Source organism: Lichenihabitans sp. PAMC28606, assembly GCF_020616535.1.
In the GTDB taxonomy this organism is placed as follows: Bacteria; Pseudomonadota; Alphaproteobacteria; order Rhizobiales; family Beijerinckiaceae; genus Lichenihabitans; species Lichenihabitans psoromatis.
In genome coordinates this window covers 1,311,830-1,328,420 of record NZ_CP085136.1, presented here as the reverse complement: position 1 = coordinate 1,328,420, position 16,591 = coordinate 1,311,830, and the positions used below count along the sequence as shown (strand labels likewise).

The 16,591-nt window shown below is 63.5% G+C and carries 12 protein-coding genes and 1 tRNA gene; 6 read left to right on the top strand and 7 right to left on the bottom strand.

Translation table 11 applies throughout. The annotated features are described in order from the left end of the window. Nucleotides 1-32: 32 nt before the first annotated feature. A complete protein-coding gene (locus LGH83_RS06390) occupies nucleotides 33-1,406 on the bottom strand; it encodes an ABC1 kinase family protein (RefSeq protein ID WP_227401073.1) in 1,374 nt (457 codons plus the stop codon). A 109-nt stretch (nucleotides 1,407-1,515) separates the two neighbouring features. Then, nucleotides 1,516-3,387, bottom strand: a complete 1,872-nt coding sequence (locus LGH83_RS06385; RefSeq protein ID WP_227401072.1) for a M3 family oligoendopeptidase — start codon at nucleotides 3,385-3,387, stop codon at nucleotides 1,516-1,518. 292 nt (nucleotides 3,388-3,679) lie between these two features. Between LGH83_RS06385 and LGH83_RS06380 the strand changes: the two genes are divergently transcribed. From LGH83_RS06380 to LGH83_RS06360, 5 genes are all read left to right on the top strand, one after another. Further along, nucleotides 3,680-6,889, top strand: a complete 3,210-nt coding sequence (locus LGH83_RS06380) for an autotransporter domain-containing protein (RefSeq protein WP_227401071.1) — start codon at nucleotides 3,680-3,682, stop codon at nucleotides 6,887-6,889. A 233-nt stretch (nucleotides 6,890-7,122) separates the two neighbouring features. Further along, complete coding sequence (locus LGH83_RS06375; protein WP_227401070.1) at nucleotides 7,123-7,611, top strand: hypothetical protein; 489 nt, start codon at nucleotides 7,123-7,125, stop codon at nucleotides 7,609-7,611. A gap of 132 nt (nucleotides 7,612-7,743) precedes the next feature. Continuing rightward, entirely contained in the window at nucleotides 7,744-9,219 is a 1,476-nt protein-coding gene (locus LGH83_RS06370) for a sigma-54-dependent transcriptional regulator (RefSeq protein ID WP_227401069.1), read from the top strand. A gap of 188 nt (nucleotides 9,220-9,407) precedes the next feature. After that, entirely contained in the window at nucleotides 9,408-11,390 is a 1,983-nt protein-coding gene (locus LGH83_RS06365) for a L,D-transpeptidase family protein (protein ID WP_227401068.1), read from the top strand. Nucleotides 11,391-11,625: 235 nt separating this feature from the next. Continuing rightward, nucleotides 11,626-13,515, top strand: a complete 1,890-nt coding sequence (locus tag LGH83_RS06360; RefSeq protein ID WP_227401067.1) for a DUF882 domain-containing protein — start codon at nucleotides 11,626-11,628, stop codon at nucleotides 13,513-13,515. Nucleotides 13,516-13,598: 83 nt separating this feature from the next. On the opposite strand, the gene LGH83_RS06355 is transcribed toward LGH83_RS06360, so the two are convergent. Then, the gene (locus tag LGH83_RS06355) at nucleotides 13,599-13,844 is read right to left on the bottom strand and encodes a DUF2312 domain-containing protein (protein ID WP_131118482.1); all 246 of its coding nucleotides are present in this window, start codon (nucleotides 13,842-13,844) and stop codon (nucleotides 13,599-13,601) included. Nucleotides 13,845-14,032: 188 nt separating this feature from the next. Between LGH83_RS06355 and LGH83_RS06350 the strand changes: the two genes are divergently transcribed. Continuing rightward, a tRNA-Arg gene (locus tag LGH83_RS06350) sits at nucleotides 14,033-14,109 on the top strand. 335 nt (nucleotides 14,110-14,444) lie between these two features. Here the strand turns inward: LGH83_RS06350 and LGH83_RS06345 are convergent. Genes LGH83_RS06345 through LGH83_RS06335 form a run of 4 tightly spaced genes read right to left on the bottom strand, consistent with a single transcriptional unit; the run spans nucleotide 14,445 to nucleotide 16,551 of the window. Continuing rightward, nucleotides 14,445-15,251, bottom strand: a complete 807-nt coding sequence (locus tag LGH83_RS06345; protein WP_227401066.1) for a hypothetical protein — start codon at nucleotides 15,249-15,251, stop codon at nucleotides 14,445-14,447. Beyond that, a complete protein-coding gene (locus LGH83_RS06340) occupies nucleotides 15,248-15,580 on the bottom strand; it encodes a hypothetical protein (RefSeq protein WP_227401065.1) in 333 nt (110 codons plus the stop codon). Before LGH83_RS06340 ends, LGH83_RS06345 begins: the two co-directional genes overlap by 4 nt. A gap of 55 nt (nucleotides 15,581-15,635) precedes the next feature. Beyond that, a complete protein-coding gene (locus LGH83_RS20025; protein WP_319799620.1) occupies nucleotides 15,636-15,887 on the bottom strand; it encodes an HGGxSTG domain-containing protein in 252 nt (83 codons plus the stop codon). Then, the gene (locus LGH83_RS06335) at nucleotides 15,805-16,551 is read right to left on the bottom strand and encodes a hypothetical protein (RefSeq protein ID WP_227401064.1); all 747 of its coding nucleotides are present in this window, start codon (nucleotides 16,549-16,551) and stop codon (nucleotides 15,805-15,807) included. The genes LGH83_RS20025 and LGH83_RS06335 overlap by 83 nt, the downstream gene beginning before the upstream one ends. Nucleotides 16,552-16,591: the final 40 nt, after the last annotated feature.

Sequence of the window (16,591 nt, the reverse complement as noted above, 5' to 3'; positions counted from 1 at the left end):
CGCAAGCTTAATGCGACCGTGGCGCGTTAGCCTTATTTTTCTCTTACCATGCCGACGGCCGCCAAAGCGTCCGACTGCCGCTTCGCCATGGCGTCCAACGTAAAACCGTCGATCTGCTCGTTGAACAAACGGTAGAAATTCATTTCAGCCCGCAGATGCAGGAACACGCCGCCGAGCCCGACCGCAGCTCGATCCATGAACACAAATTCTCGCGGCACAGTGATGGGACCCAGTTCCTTCAGGGCCTTGTGGACCGCAAAGGCTTCCTTGCGGCCGTAATGACCCGGCTGCACCCCATCCGCGATGGTGCGGACGCGATCGTCCAGAATGGGCCCGTAGATGAATTTGGCCCAAATGTTCAACACGTCGATCAGCGGGTTGCTGAGACCCTTGAAGCCCCAGGTCTCGTAAGCATTGACGACACGAGCGCGCTCACCATGCAGCAGCCCTTGGTAGAGATCCACCACGCCGCCCACGAAGCGGGGCGGAAACACGCGAATGCAACCATAGTCCAGCAGGTTGATGCCGTCCGGCACGGGGCCGTCTGGGCTCGGCTGCGAGCGCACCGTATAATTGCCGAAATGGGGGTCGCCATGGATGACGCCGTAGTGGCTGAACGGGAACCACCACGCCTTGAACATCGCGCCGCCGATCCGGTTACGGGTGTCGAGATCGGCGTCTTTATAATCGAGCAGCTTTTCGCCGTTGAGCCAGCCCATGGTGAGCAGGCGATCGGTCGACAGGCTATCGACCACGTCGGGCACACTGACTTCGGGCGTGCCGTCCAGCATCAGGCGATAAAGAGCGGCGTGTTTCGCCTCTTGCCGATAATCCAGCTCCTCGCGTAGCCGCGCCGCGATCTCCTTCAGGGCCTCGCGAAGGTCGACCGCAGGGCTCATGCGGCGGTGGATCGAGAACAGAACCTGCAATTGCGAGAGATCCGCTTCGACGGCGGAGGGCATATCAGGATATTGCAGCTTGCAGGCCAGCGCCTTGCCATCGAGACCCGTGGCGCGGTGCACCTGGCCGAGCGAAGCGGCGGCGGCGGGGCGGAGATCGAAGGCAGCAAAACGCTCCGCCCAGCCGAGGCCGAGTTCGGCTTGCATCCGGCGTTTGACGAAAGCTGCGCCCATTGGCGGCGCGTCGCTCTGCAATTGCTGCAGAGCATCCGCATATTCCGGCGGCAGCGCGTCGGGGATGGTCGCCAACAGTTGGGCGACCTTCATGATCGGTCCTTTAAGGCTCCCCAGGGCTGCCGTCAGGGCGGTCGCATTCGCAAGATCGCCGCCGCTCTTCCCGAATAGCCGCGCCCCCGCGATCCGTGCCGCGACGCCGCCCACGTTGGTGCCGACCCGCGCGTAGCGCGCCGCACGGGCCGAAAGCCGGTTTTGTTCCGTGTCGTTCATGAGCCTTGCCGGTCGGAGGATCGCATTGCTGATGACATGCGGGGCGTGTGCCCGGAAGTCGAGGGCAGGGCCGGGCTGAAGCGTCCGGCCATTTGTCGCGGGGTCGCTCTCACGCGCGAGGCGGCGAGCCGGCCTCGAGTTCGGCAATCATCTCCTCGATGACCCCAAGTCCGATTTGCCAGAACGCCGGATCGCGCGCATCGAGGCCGAACGGCGCCAATAACTCGCTGTGATGTTTGGTGCCGCCGGCCGACAACATTGCAAGGTACCGCTCGGCAAAGCCGTCGGGAGCCTTTTGATAGACGCCGTAAAGCGAGTTCACGAGGCAATCCCCGAACGCATAGGCGTAGACGTAAAAAGGCGAGTGGACGAAATGGGGAACATAGGCCCAGAACGTCTCATAGCCTGGGCCAAGCCGGATCGCCTCGCCGAGGCTCGCGGCCTGGACCTTCATCCACAACTCGCCGATGCGGACGGCGGTCAATTCGCCGTTGCGGCGCTCCTCATGCAGCGCACGCTCGAATTGGTAGAACGCGATCTGCCGCACCACCGTGTTCAGCATGTCCTCCACCTTCATGGACAACAGGGCGAACCGCGCCTCCTGGGTCGGAGCCTTGGCGAGCAGCGATTTGAACGTCAGCATCTCGCCGAACACGGAGGCGGTTTCGGCCAAGGTGAGGGGCGTCGGTGCCATCAAGGCGCCATTCGGGGCCGCCAGGACTTGGTGTACGCCGTGGCCGAGCTCATGCGCCAGGGTCATCACGTCGCGCGGCCGGCCCTGATAGTTCATCAACACATAGGGGTGGGCGGATGGAACGGTCGGATGCGCGAAGGCACCCGGAGCCTTGCCGGGCCGCACGGCGGCGTCGATCCAGCGGTCGTCGAAGAAGCGCTGGGCGATCGATGACAGCTCCGGCGAGAATTGCCGATAGGCATCGAGCACGATGGCGCGGGCCTCGGTCCAGGGATGCGTGATCGCCGGCATGTGGGGAAGGGGCGCATTGCGGTCCCACGAGTCGAGCTTGTCCTTACCGAACCAGCGCGCCTTCATTCTGTAATATCGATGCGACAGGCGCGGGTATGCATCTTCGACCGCCGATGAGAGCGCATCGACGACCTCGCGTTCGACGCGGTTGGCCAGGTGGCGCGAGTCGGCCACATCCGCAAAACCACGCCAGCGATTCGAGATCTCGAGATCCTTGGCGAGCGTGTTGGTGATGAGCGCAAAGGTGCGCGAATTCTCGCCGAGCGTTTTGGACAGGGCCTTGGCGGCTGACTCACGTTTTTCGGCACGTTCGTCCTGCAGAAGATTGAGAACCGGTTCGAGCGTCACTTTCTCGCCATCCACATCAAACCGCAGGCTGGTGATCGTCTCGTCGAAGAGGCGGTTCCACGCGCCGCGACCCGTCACCGACTTCTCGTGAAACAGTTGCTCGATCTTGTCATCGAGTTGGAACGGCCGATCCTTGCGGATGTCGTCGAGCCAAGGCCTGTAGTGGCTCAGCGGCGCCGTGGTCGCAGCGGTCTCGATCAGCGCATCGTCGAGTCGATTTAACTCGAGCGTGAAGAACAAGAGATCGGATGAGATCGTCGTGACCCGTTCTTGCGCGTCGCCGTAGAATTTGGTGCGCACGGGGTCGGCGGTATCGCCAACGTAGACGAGGCTCGCGAATGACATGATGCGGCCGAGGACGTCATCCAGCGCCTCGAAGCGTTTCACAGCCTTCTCGAGGAGCGCCGAAGCCTCAGCTCCCTCAATCAATTCCTGCAGTTTGCCTTTGTAGGTCTGCTGAAAATCCGCAGCCTCGGTCGCGGCCCGGTCGAGATCGGCCTTGTAGGCCGAGGCATCCATCGACGCATAAAGGTCGGACAAGTTCCATTCCGGCAGGCGGCCGAGATCGCGCTGATCGACGGGATCGGACCGGTGTGCCGGGAGGGAACGGAAGGGGCGCAACGGTCCTGAAGCTGGCGCGAAGGTCATGGAATCTTTCTGTCCAATGGTCTGATGGTCGGATTCAGACTGCACGAATGCAGACGATCGTTTGGTCCATGTAGCGACGATTTCTGCTGCTTCCATGGCAAACCGTTTTTGTCCCAGCCTGAGACCCCATCGGTTTCGGCAAACCGTGGGATATTTTCACACATAAGGCAAAAATGTGGCATCCTCGCCACATCGCAGATCGGAGTTGGTCAACGATCGGTATATGACAGCAACGTCACAGACTAATGGGCTGTAAGTCGCCTCACTTCAAGCGGGTCGAAGGATTCCCAAAATGCGTCTGATGTTTACCGTATCGACTGCGGCCTTGGCCGTGGCGACGGTCGGGTTGAGTGGTGGCGGAGCATTTGCTCAGGCTGTCAATACCTCGCCGTCCAACGTCAACATTCTCAATCTCTTGTCGCCCTTCCTGTCGCTCAACTCGAACGCGACCGGTCAGGCGACCCTGCAGCAAAGCCTCGACACGTCTGTCGCGATCAACAACAATTCGTCGGCGGCGCAGCGCGCTCAGGCGATCAGCGACAAGGCGCTTCCCGGCAGCATCTCGGCGGCCTTCCCGACGGCAGGCACCATCACGCTCGCCAACGGTACGCCTGTGACGCTCGGCGTCGGTGACAACATCGCCGGCGGCCTTCCGCTGCAAGCCATTCAGAGCAATCCGGGCCAGCCCGGCACGATCAATCCGATCCAGCCGGTCGGCGCTTACGGCAACGTTCTCGGCGCGAACTTCCAGACCGGCATCCGGGCCAGCACGCCCACGACCGGCCCGCTGGCCAAGACCTTCAACCTTTTGAACTCCGGCTATACGTTCACTAGCGCCGACCTCGGCGTCGCCAAGAACTACTTCGCCAACGGAGCCGCCACCAACCCCAGCACGACGCCGGCCGGTTACGTCCCGGTTGCGGCCGTCGCGCCCGCCGGCTACACGCTGCCGACGTTCAACGGCCTGCCCAACACCACCAACAGCGTTCTCGATCTCGCCTATGGCGTCACCAACAAGCAGCCCGGCCAAGACGTCTACGGCAGCTCGCGTCCGGTTCAGGTTGCGCCGACGCGTCTGGTCAACTTCGACCCAACGGCTTTGAACGGAATCGCCACCAACCCGTCCTTCCCGAGCGGTCACACGACCTACGCCTATACCGACGGTATCCTGCTGGCGATGCTGACGCCCTCGCTCTACCAGAGCTCGCTGGCCCGCGCCGCTGACTACGCCAACGATCGCATCGTGCTCGACGTGCATTACCCGCTCGACATCATCGCGAGCCGGGCGCTTGCGAGCTACGACCTGTCGCAAGCCTTCACCAACCCGCTCTACATCAATAACGCCACGACGACGAGCGGCACGGCCATCAACCTGCCGGCGCTGTTCACCGGCGCACAGGCGGAGCTTTCAACCTACCTCAGCACGCAATGCGGCGCGGCGGTCGCGACCTGCGCCACCAGCGCGGCCAATACGGCCAATGATCCCTACGTTCCCTCGGCTACGGCCCAGGCGACCTATCAGCAGCGCCTGACCTACGGCCTGCCGACCCTGACCCTGGCTCAGGCCCCGCGGGAAGCTGCACCGGCCGGCGGACCCGACGCCTCCATCCTGCTGGCGCCGATCTACGGCGGCAGCACGACCGCCGCAGCCACGATCGCGCCGAACGGCGGCATCAACGGTCAGTTGCAGACCAGCACGATCAATCAAATTCTGGTCAACACCGAAACCAACGCTCTCGCCGCCTTCTACGGAACGTCGCTCAGCTACTGGACCCGTATCGACCTCTACACAGCGGCCGGTTATTTCAGCAACGTCAACGGCACCTTGACGATGGCGGCCGCCGACCGGCTGACCACGCCGGTGACGATCGGCAACGGCGGTACGCTTTACGGCAATGGCGCGACCATCACGGGCAACGTCACGGCCAATGGCGGCGGCACGTTCGGGGCTGGCTCGGCCACGGCGGCCGGTACCACGACGGTGAACGGCAACCTCGTGCTTGCGGCCAATTCGAACCTCGTTTCGACCGTGACCCCGACCGGCTCCAGCACGGTCGCGGTCAACGGGAACGCGGCCCTCAACGGCAACCTGCGTCTCGCAGTGGTCGGCAACGCAAACCCCTTCACCCAGTTCAGCGCCGTGACGGCGACGGGCGGCGTGACCGGTCAATTTGCGACGGTCGGCTCGGCCAACACCAACGTGAACACCATCGCGAGCTACAACGCCAATGCGGTGACGATCACGCTCAACCGCACGGACGTCAATTTCGGCAACCAGGCCGCAACCCAAAATCAGGCGCGCGTCGGGTCGGCCATCAGCAACGCGGCGCAGACCACCACGAACGCGACGGCCGGCGCGCTGGTCAACGCCATCTACCAGAACTACCAGGTCTCGCCGGCACAGGGTCAGGCAGCTCTCGACAACGTCAGCGGCGAAGGCATCGCGGCGGCCCAGGGTGCTGCCTTCCAGTCCAGCGCGGCTTTCGCATCGTCGATCTCGGACGAGCAGAACGCGCGCCGGACCGAAAACTACGCGGTTGCTGGCGCTTCGCCCTACGGCGTGTTGCCGACCGGCGCTCAGGGCTATGCCCCGATCACCAAGTCGCCGTTCCCCGCCATCAAGGCTCAAGTCCTTCCGCCCGTGAATCCCTGGCACGTCTGGGGCGGCGGCTTCGGCGGCTCAAGCAACATCGACGCATCGGCTCGGCTCGGCACCGCTCGGCAGAATGATACGTTCTACGGCGGAGAGGTCGGCGTCGACTATCAGGTTCAGCCGAACTGGCTGATTGGTGCGGCGGTCGGCGGCAGCGAGGCGGACTTCAACGTTCCCAACCGCGCCACCAACGGCACCGTAACGGGCGTGCACGGCGGTCTTTATTCGACCTACGGCTTTGCCAATTCCTTCTACCTGCAATCGAGTGCCGTGCTCAGCGGCTTCTCGAACGACACGCACCGCACCGCCGGCGGCTTCGGCGGCCTCGGCGCGCAACGCCTCAACGGCTCCTATGACAGCTTCGAAGTGCGGCTGCGCGGCGAAGTCGGCAAGCGATTCGACTATGGCACGACCGGGATCACGCCGTTCGTGGCTGTCGAATATGCCAACCTCCAGTCGGATGGCTTTTCGGAGACCAGCAACGCCGGCGTCGGCACGCTGGGCTTGAACGTGCGTGACCACACGACCGAAAGCCTGCCGGTCTTCGTGGGTGCTCGCTTCGACAGCATCTATGCGATGGGCAACGGAACGGTTCTCCGTCCCTACCTGACCCTGGCCTATGTTCACGAGTTCTCGCCCACCCGGAACCTCGTCAACTCCTTCTTGTCCTTGCCCAACGCAACCTTCCTGGTGGCTGGCGCCCGTCCGGCCGAGGATGCGGCCCAGGTCAAGGCCGGCTTCGAATACGGCCTTTGTCCCGGCGTCGCCTTGTTCGCCAACTTCGACGGCGAGTTCTCGGGCATCTCCAACACCTACGCGGGCCAGGGCGGACTTCGCGTCAGCTTCTGATCGCTGCTTACCCCCGCCTTTCGAGCGGGCCTGACGACATCGACAGCCGGATCCCTGTATCCGGCTGTTTGCGTTTGACGAAGTTGTTCCGGGCGTGCGACACGCCTCAGCTTCGAATTATACTAAATCCTGTTTTGCCTCTGGAGCATTGACCCAGCATCATCGCAACAATACTGCAGTCCTATGCTTGTGCGGACGGTCCCCGCCCGCTGGATCTCGATGGAGACTGCCGTGTGATCACCTCCGCTTTCGATGCCGATCCTCAGGCCGCGGCCGCGAATGCGGAACGCCTGCTGTTCACCAATTACCGATGCTGGATGGCGGGTTATTCAACGCGCGATATCAGTTGCTGGGAGATCGCCTGGAACGCGCTCGCCGGAACCCTCGGTGTCGATGCCGCGCGCCCGCTCTACGGCGAATTTCACTGCTTCGTCCGGACCATTCTCGAAACGGCGCGTCGCGACATCGGGTGGCGACCGACGGGGTGCCGATGCCCTTGCCGTGACGAAGCCCTCGTCCTGGCTTTGGTTCAAGCCTCGCAACGGGGACAGTTCGACAACGAGACAACGACCGCGCGTGATCTGCTCGGGCACGACGATTGTCGGGCGTTGGTGGCATCGAGCCGATCGCTGGGCCGAGCCCTCTCGGCGCTCGATCTCCGGCTCGGCCTCGATCATGCCGATGCCCCCGGCGCCTCTTCCCCTCCACGGCTGTTGCACTAAGCGCGACTGCAAGCAAAAAACTGCCTCAAAATAGCACGCTTAGAGCCGCGGAACGGCCGCCGTTAAGGTCGCATTTACCCTGTCGGTCCACCATTCGGTAACAACTTGCCGTATGGCGGCGACCGAGGGCGCATGATCTCCAACATCCTGATTGTCGACGACGATCCCGTGCAGCGGCGTCTGCTCGAAGCCATGGTGCGCCGGTTCGGCTACGAGGCCGAGGTCACCGATGGCGGCGAGGCCGCTTTGGCCCGATTGGCAGCGGTCGATGGCAAACCGATCGATCTCGTCATCCTGGATCTGGTCATGCCGGATGTCGATGGCCTCACGGTCTTGGCCCGCATGAAGGACGCGAAGATCACGGTCCCGGCCATCGCCCAGACGGCGCATGGCTCGATCGAGACGGTGATTTCGGCGATGCGGGCAGGGGCGCTCGATTTCGTCGTGAAGCCGGTCGGGGCGGAGCGCCTCTCGGTGTCGATCAAGAATGCGCTTCGCTTCGATGCGCTTGAGGACGAGGTCCGTCGCATGACGCGCCGGGCCAGCGGCTCGCTCACCTTTAAGGAAATCACCACCCGCAGCGACGACATGGCTCGGATGATCCGGCTTGGCGAGCGCGCGGCCAAATCAAGCATCCCTGTCTTGATCGAAGGTGAGTCGGGCGTCGGCAAGGAATTGATGGCGCGCGCCATCCAGGGGTCGTCGGACCGCAAAGGCAAACCCTTCGTCACGGTGAATTGCGGTGCCTTACCGGAGCATCTCGTCGAGTCGATCCTGTTCGGGCATGAAAAGGGGGCCTTCACGGGTGCCACTGAAAAGCATGCCGGCAAATTCGTCGAAGCCAATGGCGGAACCTTGTTCCTCGATGAAATCGGCGAGTTGCCGCTTGACACCCAGGTCAAGCTGCTGCGCGCCTTGCAAGAGGGGGAGGTCGATCCGGTCGGCGGCCGCCGCTCGGTCAAGGTCGATATCCGCCTGATCTCGGCTACCAATAAAAACCTGATCGAACTCGTCAAGCAGGGCAGCTTCCGGGAGGATCTGTTCTATCGGCTCAACGTGTTTCCGATCACGATCCCGCCGCTGCGGGCGAGGCGGGTCGACATTCCGGATCTGGCGCGTCGTTTCATGGCTCGTTTCGCAGCCGAGGAAGGCAAACCTGTCCGCAGCATCAGCCACGAGGCGCTTGCGCTGCTGAGCAAATATGATTGGCCCGGCAACGTGCGCCAGCTCGAGAATGCGTTTTTCCGGGCGATCGTCCTGGCCGACAGCCACGAACTGACGGTGCTTGAATTTCCACAGATCGCCGCCCAGGTGGACGGTTTCGACGTCCGGGTCCCGGCCGCGCCAGCACCGCTTTCTTCCACGGGCGCGGTCGAGCGTGAGATCGTGCGGGTCGAGATGCGGGATCCGAATGTCCTGCGCCTGCTCGACGAGAATGGCGACGTCCGGCGAATGGAGGATATGGAAGCGGATCTGATTCGTTTTGCCCTCGCGCATTACCGCGGACAGATGTCCGAAATGGCGCGAAAACTCGGCATCGGACGCTCCACGCTCTATCGCAAGATGAAAGATTTCGGGCTGAATGAGGGTGACGACGTCGCGGCCTAAAAGCCTTGTGACGGTTCCGCAACGCCTGTCCGAGAATGCGCCATACACAGGTGCCCATGGGTTAACCGGGCATTGATTTAACGGCGCTAACTCTCTTCAACAATCTGAGGGCCACCGATGCGTCGGCGCCCGACTGCGGCGTCGCGACCAGCTTTGGCGTGAGGCTGCCCTGTCCTGATGGAGTGAGCATGCGGACGCATTTGTTGCGGGCGACGTCGATCCAGCTTCTGGTCGTCCTGCTCGGCACCGCCGCGCCCATGCGGGCCTCGGCAGCGAGCGCGGATGCTTCGGGTTTGCCGACGCATGCGGCGCTGGCGACACCCGATCCGGTCATCGCCATGCCGGTGGTTCCGGCGGCCGAGGTCGTGCTCAAGCAAGGGGACTTGAAGGCGGACGTGACCGGGTCGATCGTGGATCAGACCGGTCGCAGCACCTCGCCCGGCACCTCCGATCTCAGGGCTGTGCCGCCGGCGCTCCCTCTCGATGGACCCGACGACAAGCCGGCTGCGACCTTGGCGGCTTTGCCGAATACCGCGGCGCCTGCCGCGCTTTCGGCAGTTGCGATCGAGCCATCCGCCGCATCTGCTGCTGCCGCAGCGCAAGCGACACCCGAGGTTGCTCCACCCCTCGACCAGCCCACCACGATCACGGCGGCTCCGGTTTCGGTCGATGCACCGACGCCGATCGGTCTCGATGCAGCATCGCTCGCTCACGCTTTGACCGCCTTCTCGACCGATCTGCCGTCGGGCGAAAAACCGGCGCAAATGGCCGAACGACATAAAATTCGCGACGCGATCGTGGCCTTCTACTCGGCCCGCGACAATGCCCCGCTTTGGGTCGTCGATGGTCATCTGACCGATGCGGCGCGATCGGTTTTGGATCGGCTCGATCACGCCTCCGAGGACGGGCTCGATTTGCGTCGTTACGCGGTTCCGGTTCCACGTCACGCCGACGCTGATGCCTTGGCTCGCGCGGAACTCGCGCTGTCGGAGGCGACTATCGCCTATGCGCGTCAGGCCAGCGGGTCGAGGGTCGATGTCGCCAAGCTTGGTGGCATCATCGATCTTCGCCCCGACATCGCCGACGTGCCGCGCGTGCTCGGGACGGTTCCGGGGGCGATCGCGGCGGGTGACACGCTCCACGACTTCAACCCGGCTCACCCCGGCTACGCGGCGCTCCGGTTGAAACTTGCCGAACTCCGACGCCGCTACCAACCCGACGCACAATCCCGAATTCCGGCTGGGCCCTCCTTGAAGGCCGGTATGCGAGACGCTCGCGTCCCGCTGATCCGCGCTCGATTCGGGCTCGATGTGGCGTCCGACGATGCTGGGCTTCCGGCGCTTGTTTACGACACCAAAGTCGCAGCGGCCGTCGCCGATTTTCAGCGAACCAACGGCTTGCGGGCCTCCGGAATTCTGACGCCGCAGACCGTCGCGGCTCTGTCGGGCGGCGATCCGTCCCGCCTGGAAAGCACCATCCTGGCCAATATGGAGCAGTGGCGCTGGCTGCCGCGAGACCTCGGCACCGACCACATCGAGGTCAATATCCCTGATTTCACGGCCGCGGTGATGCACGACGGCGTCGTGGCGCACAAGACGCGTGTGGTCGTCGGCCAACCCACGAAGCCGACTCCGGTCTTCGCTCAGCAGATGCGGTTCATCATCGTGAACCCTTACTGGAACGTGCCGCTGTCGATCATCAAGAAGGAAATGCTGCCGAAGCTGGCGGCCGATCCGATGTATTTCCAGAATCACGGCTATGAGGTGATCGAGCGCAATGGCACGACCTTCGTGCGCCAGCCGCCCGGCGATGGAAATGCGCTGGGTCGGATCAAGTTCATGTTCCCCAACGATCACGCGGTCTATCTGCACGACACCAATGCGCGCAGTTTCTTTGGCCGCGACATGCGGGCGTTGAGCCATGGATGCGTGCGGGTGGAGCAGCCGTTCAGCTTCGCCGAAGCTGTCCTCGGGCCAGAGAACGGCTGGAGCGAGGCCCGCGTCAAGAAGCTGATTGGCGGCAAGGAGCGCACCATCATGCTGCCGAAACCGCTGCCGATCTATACGATGTATTTCACGGCCTTCGTCGATCCGCAGAGCGGCTTCCAGCTTCGTGACGACGTGTATGGCTACACCGGGCGGGTCAAAGCAGCCCTCGGTCTGCAGGGCTAACGCCCCAACGTCGCGCGCGATGATGAAGACGGTCGCTGGCCTGGACCCGCCTTTCGGCTCGCGCGAGTCGGGAAGAATTGCGCTTTTTTTCGCCGCGAACTGGGGCTAAAGGGGAAGCGTGGCGCGTGTTCGAGCAAGCGACGGCGGATCGCGGTTAGGATCCATTAACGCTTTTTCGTAAGAGTTCGCGTTCCATCTTGCACGTTGCACATTGGGTACTTTGTGGCCGATGTGTTTGAAACCTATCGATGGCGACGAGCGTGATCCGGTCCGACAGGTCTGGTTTTCTGAGTTCGGCGTGGCGGTTCAGTTCCACCAGCGGGTCTTTGCATTGAAACAAACGCATGTGAGCGCGATGATCATGCCGCTGGCGCATTGTCGGTGGGTCGTCGGCTTTGCGGTGGCTGCGCTGGTTGCCTTATCGCCCGGCAAGACGCAGACCGCGATCGCCAACGGCGATACACGGACGATCTCGCTCTACCATGCCCATTCGCATGAATCGATCACTGCGACCTTCATGGTGAACGGCCAGTATGATCAGGCGACGCTCGACAAGCTGAACTGGTTTCTGCGCGATTGGCGCAACGACGAAACCATCAAGATGGATCCCCGATTGTTCGATACGATCTGGGAGGTGTATCGCGAGTCGGGATCGCAGCAGCCGATCGAGGTGATGTCGGCGTATCGGTCTCCGCAGACCAATGCCATGCTCCGCCGCCGCTCGCGCAGCGTGGCCGAACATTCGCAGCATATTCTCGGCCGTGCCATGGATCAGCACTATATGGATGTGCCGATGTCGCGCATTCGAGAACTCGGTATGCGCCTCCAGCGCGGTGGTGTCGGCTTCTATCCGACGGCCGGCACGCCTTTCGTGCATCTCGATGTCGGCGGCGTGCGTCATTGGCCGCGCATGAGTTATGACCAGCTTGCCCGGCTCTTCCCGGATGGAAAGACGGTCCATATTCCGTCGAATGGTCAGCCACTCGCTCATTACGAGGAAGCCCGTGCCGAACTCGAGGCGCGTGGCGACGGGGCGGATTATCCGACCGCGACCCAACTGAAATCGAAAGGCTTTTTTGCCTGGCTGTTCGGCGGTGGCGGGAGCGACGAAGACGACGACAACGCGCAAGCCGGGATCCGCGCATCGCGGCAGAATCAGCGGGTCGCCTCCATCGACCGAACGCAGACCGGGTCTGTCGAGGTCGGGAATTACGGCAATTCGTCACGCGATGGCGGCACGCATAGTTTCTTTGCCTCGCAGCCGCCCCGCGTCGCCTTCCCGTCGCAACCCGCTCCCCAGCCGGCAGCGCCCGCGCCATCCGTCGCGCAAGCTCCGCCTGCGCCTGCCGCACCGATGTCACCGCCGCCGGCGGCCGCTCAGCAGACCTTGGCGAATGCGATGATGGCGGACGAGCGGGCCAAGCACCAGGGGCTTGACGCTCCGCAGCCGGCCGCAGTGGCCGATCTTCCCTCGCCGGGGCAGCCGGTCGGCGCGTCCGACCCGACCCAGGCTCCGACCGCGCCGCTTCCGCCGCGTCGCCCTGTCGAACTCGCCTCGCTTGGGCCGGGCGCACCGCTCCCGCCGACCCGCCCGACCGATCGGGCCAGTCTCGTGCCGCATGACGCGATCCGGTCTGGCCTTCCGGGTCGGCAGGACTCAATCGGGTCGCTGATCGGCAATGTTCGCGTGGCGCGCCTGCCGGATGTCATCACGCAGGGTCCGAGCGGATCTCAGCGCCAGACATCGCCGGTGCTTGGTTATGCGGCGCAACCGTCATCAGAGGGTTGGCGCGTCGGTCCGTCTGGCCGCGTGGCCACTCCGTCTGTGCCGATCCCCGTGCCTCGGCCGCCGACGATGGTATCGACCCATCTGGACCGATCGAATTTCAGGAGTTTGACCCGGCCGGACACGACCGTCCGAACGGCGACGCGGTCTTCGCTCGGCTCGGTTGTCCCGGCCCTCCGCGCAGCGGCACGAAGCGACAGCGAAACCTTGGTGGCGGTGCCGACGGCGCGTCCGAGTGCATTTCAGCCGCGCGCATCCGAACTGCCGACCGACCGGTTCTCCGGGTCAGTCGGCAAGCAGGGCGGACTCAGCCGGAGCGGCAATTCGAACGTCGATTGACGACGCTCGTTGAGAGCGGCTGCGCAGCGACCGATCGCCCGGCTGCGGGTCGGCGATCGGTTTGTATAAAACAGAACGGTCGATTATCCGGCCATGCCGAGTGCCGCGAGATAAAGCTCGAGAATCTCTTCTTCTTCGCGCCGCTTATCCTTGTCCTGCTTGCGGATCGCGACGACCTTGCGGATGATCTTCACGTCATATCCGGTGCCTTTGGCTTCGGCATAGACATCCTTGATATCTTCCGCGACCTGCTTCTTGTCCTCCTCGAGCCGCTCGATGCGTTCGATGAACGACAGGAGGTGTTTTGCTTCGGCGGTATTCGGATCCATTCTGGCCCTTGAAATGCTTTGAGCGCGCTTTGTGCGACGGGCCGCAGGCATGGAACGGAGCGGCGCGTCCGTCAAGAATTTTGGCGATCGAGCCTCGGAGGTCGGGCAGGGGCCCGCTGCCTGGTGTTGGGTTGGGATTGCGGCCGCAGACGCAATGCGTTAGGAACTGGCGTCGGCTTGATTTGCCTGCACCCGTAGCTCAGCTGGATAGAGCGCTGCCCTCCGAAGGCAGAGGTCACACGTTCGAATCGTGTCGGGTGCGCCAAACTTTTCAGTCGCTTAACTCAATTCGAGTGTTCTGCTTCCGTACGCGGGTAAGCAGGGGGTAAGCGGCGGGCGGGAATTGGCTGCCAGTCGAGCAACCCTTCTGGTTCTTTTGCGCGTCGCGGACGCGGCCCGTGCGTGCATGCGGGACCGGCCGAGCTCCTTCGCGATCGCGGTCGCGCCGAGCCCTGAGCATGCAGCGCGTTACGACTCGCGTGCCATCCAGCAGGATCGACACAAGCTATGCGACGAGGCATAGAAGCGTCGAACATCTCTCCTTAGGATCGAGCCTTGTTACGTTTCGCTTGGATTAAACTGTCTCGGTTCTTGCCTCTGCTATCCCTGTCCCTGGGCGGGTGCATCAGCACGCAAGAGATGCCGTTGGCCCCGAACGCCGTTCGCATCGATACCGATGCGCGTGGATCGTTCTTCACCGGGCAAGCTGTTCCTCAGACTATGAGGACGGCCGCGCTGGCCACGATATCGCGGGGCTACACGCATTTCCGCCTGCAGAACGCCGGGGTTCAGCAAGGCGCTGAGATGGCCGGCGTCTACAATTCTTCGCAAGCCTCGTTCAACGCGTTCGGCAGTGGCCCCTACCTGAACGGCACGGTTGCCGGATCGAGCATGTCGACGCCTATCATGCGCGCCACCGCCCACTCCGCCGCAACAGTGGTCATGTTCCACGCTGGCGAACCTGGTGCGCAAGGCGCGTTCGAAGCCGCTCAAGTGATGAAGCAGTACGGTAGCTGACCCGCCTTGCCGACCAGTCATTGCGCTGTTCTGAGCGACTCGGTTGTTCGTGTTGGCGAAGGTCTTCTCACGCATCAGCGCGTCCGCCATGGCTTTGCCGGCATCATCACCGAACAGCGTCCCCATGTGACCGCGGTTGATGTCGTTCTCATCGCGCAGCAGCCGAGCCAGCGCCGAGAGGTCGTTGCGGTTCTGCCCGAAACGCTGCTCGATGTCCGACCGTGCGCCCGAGCGCAGGAGCGCCTGTTGCTCCAGCGGCATCGTGTCGAACGAAGCGGCCAGATCGGCCGGCCATGGCTGATCGTCGCCACCACGCAATACCTTGCGCCCGGCATCGAACGAAGCCTGACCGCGCTCTGCCGTCGACCGGGCGAGATCGGCCCGCATCATGGCGGGATTTCATGCAGGTGGCTTTCCAGGGTCGCTAGCGTGTCGCCGATCGCCTTGGCCTGCTCGCCCGTGGCACTGGCCTGCTGAGCTTTCAGATGGTCGCGGGCCCGCGCCCAGCTGCGCACGTCGGGCCGCAAAGCCTCATCGAAGACGTGGCTCTGGTCGTCCAAGGTACCATTGAACCGTTCGAGGGCCTCGGGCGACGGCGCCAGGGTCGCCAGCTTGCGGCGGACGGTCAGATTGCCGCGCACTGAGCGGGCCAGGTCTGCATCATCACCCTTGGCGGCAACAAGGTCGCGCAGTGTGTTGCCGGCGCCAAGCCGGTACATATCCCCCTCGCCATCCGTGCCGAGGGACGCAACAGAGCCATGATTTCGCTGCGGCTCATGGGTCTAACAGGGCGAGCACCCGGCGCGCCTTCCGCAACATCTCCCGCACCGCGCGACGCTCCGCGACGGCCTCGTAGGTGTACCGACCATGCCGATACTGGCCGTTCGCCGGGCCAAACGGAGCGCCGATCCTGTCTGCCCCTCCGTGCATCCTGCATCGTACTCTACCGGCCACGGCCGGCGAGCGGCAGAAGTTCCCCAAGCGCGTCCTCGCACCGCATTTCGGCGTGTTGAACCGTGCGTGCATCGCTTTGTCCCTGCTTTTCGATCCTGCCCCCGGCACCCCCGGTCACGTTTCCAACGATTGCTTGGCCGCCGTCGTGGACGTGCACATGCTTCACGAACACACTCTGTTCACCGCCACGCCGGAGCTTGGCCAGGGCCTCAACCTGGGCAACCATCGTCCGGGACAGCTTCGTCGCGGCGTTAATGTAGCTGTCCCTGAAATCGATTTGTATCGCGCTCGACGCCTTGCGCAGCATCTTCAGCGAAAGGGCATGCGATGCTGCAATCTGGGTGGCCAACGCGCCTTCAAGCTCGTCTTGCGGCCGGATGCCATCCACCAGCGCGAGCGACGCGTTCAGCGACATCGAGTCGATCTGGTTTCCCTCGACCGACAGCCGTGACAAGACGTCAACGGCTGCGGTTGCGAAGCAGACGGACGACGACCCGAAGGCGTCGAGGAGCTGCGACGTGTGCCCGTCCAAGTCGGCGTGATCCGACCCAATCGCGGACACTCCGTCCCGCTTCTCGATCTTAACCCCGACCCGCTGCTGCCGAGCGCCACTGCGGGCCTCAGCATTGGCGATCGCAGCTTTCGTGCGAGGTCCGGGCTGCGGCAGAGGAGCCGGTACCAAGACGGCTTTCAGTTTCTCACCCATGCCGGCCACCCACAGCCAGCGCAGCGACATCTCGGGACAGATCGAAACAAGCGGCCCATGAAACGGAACA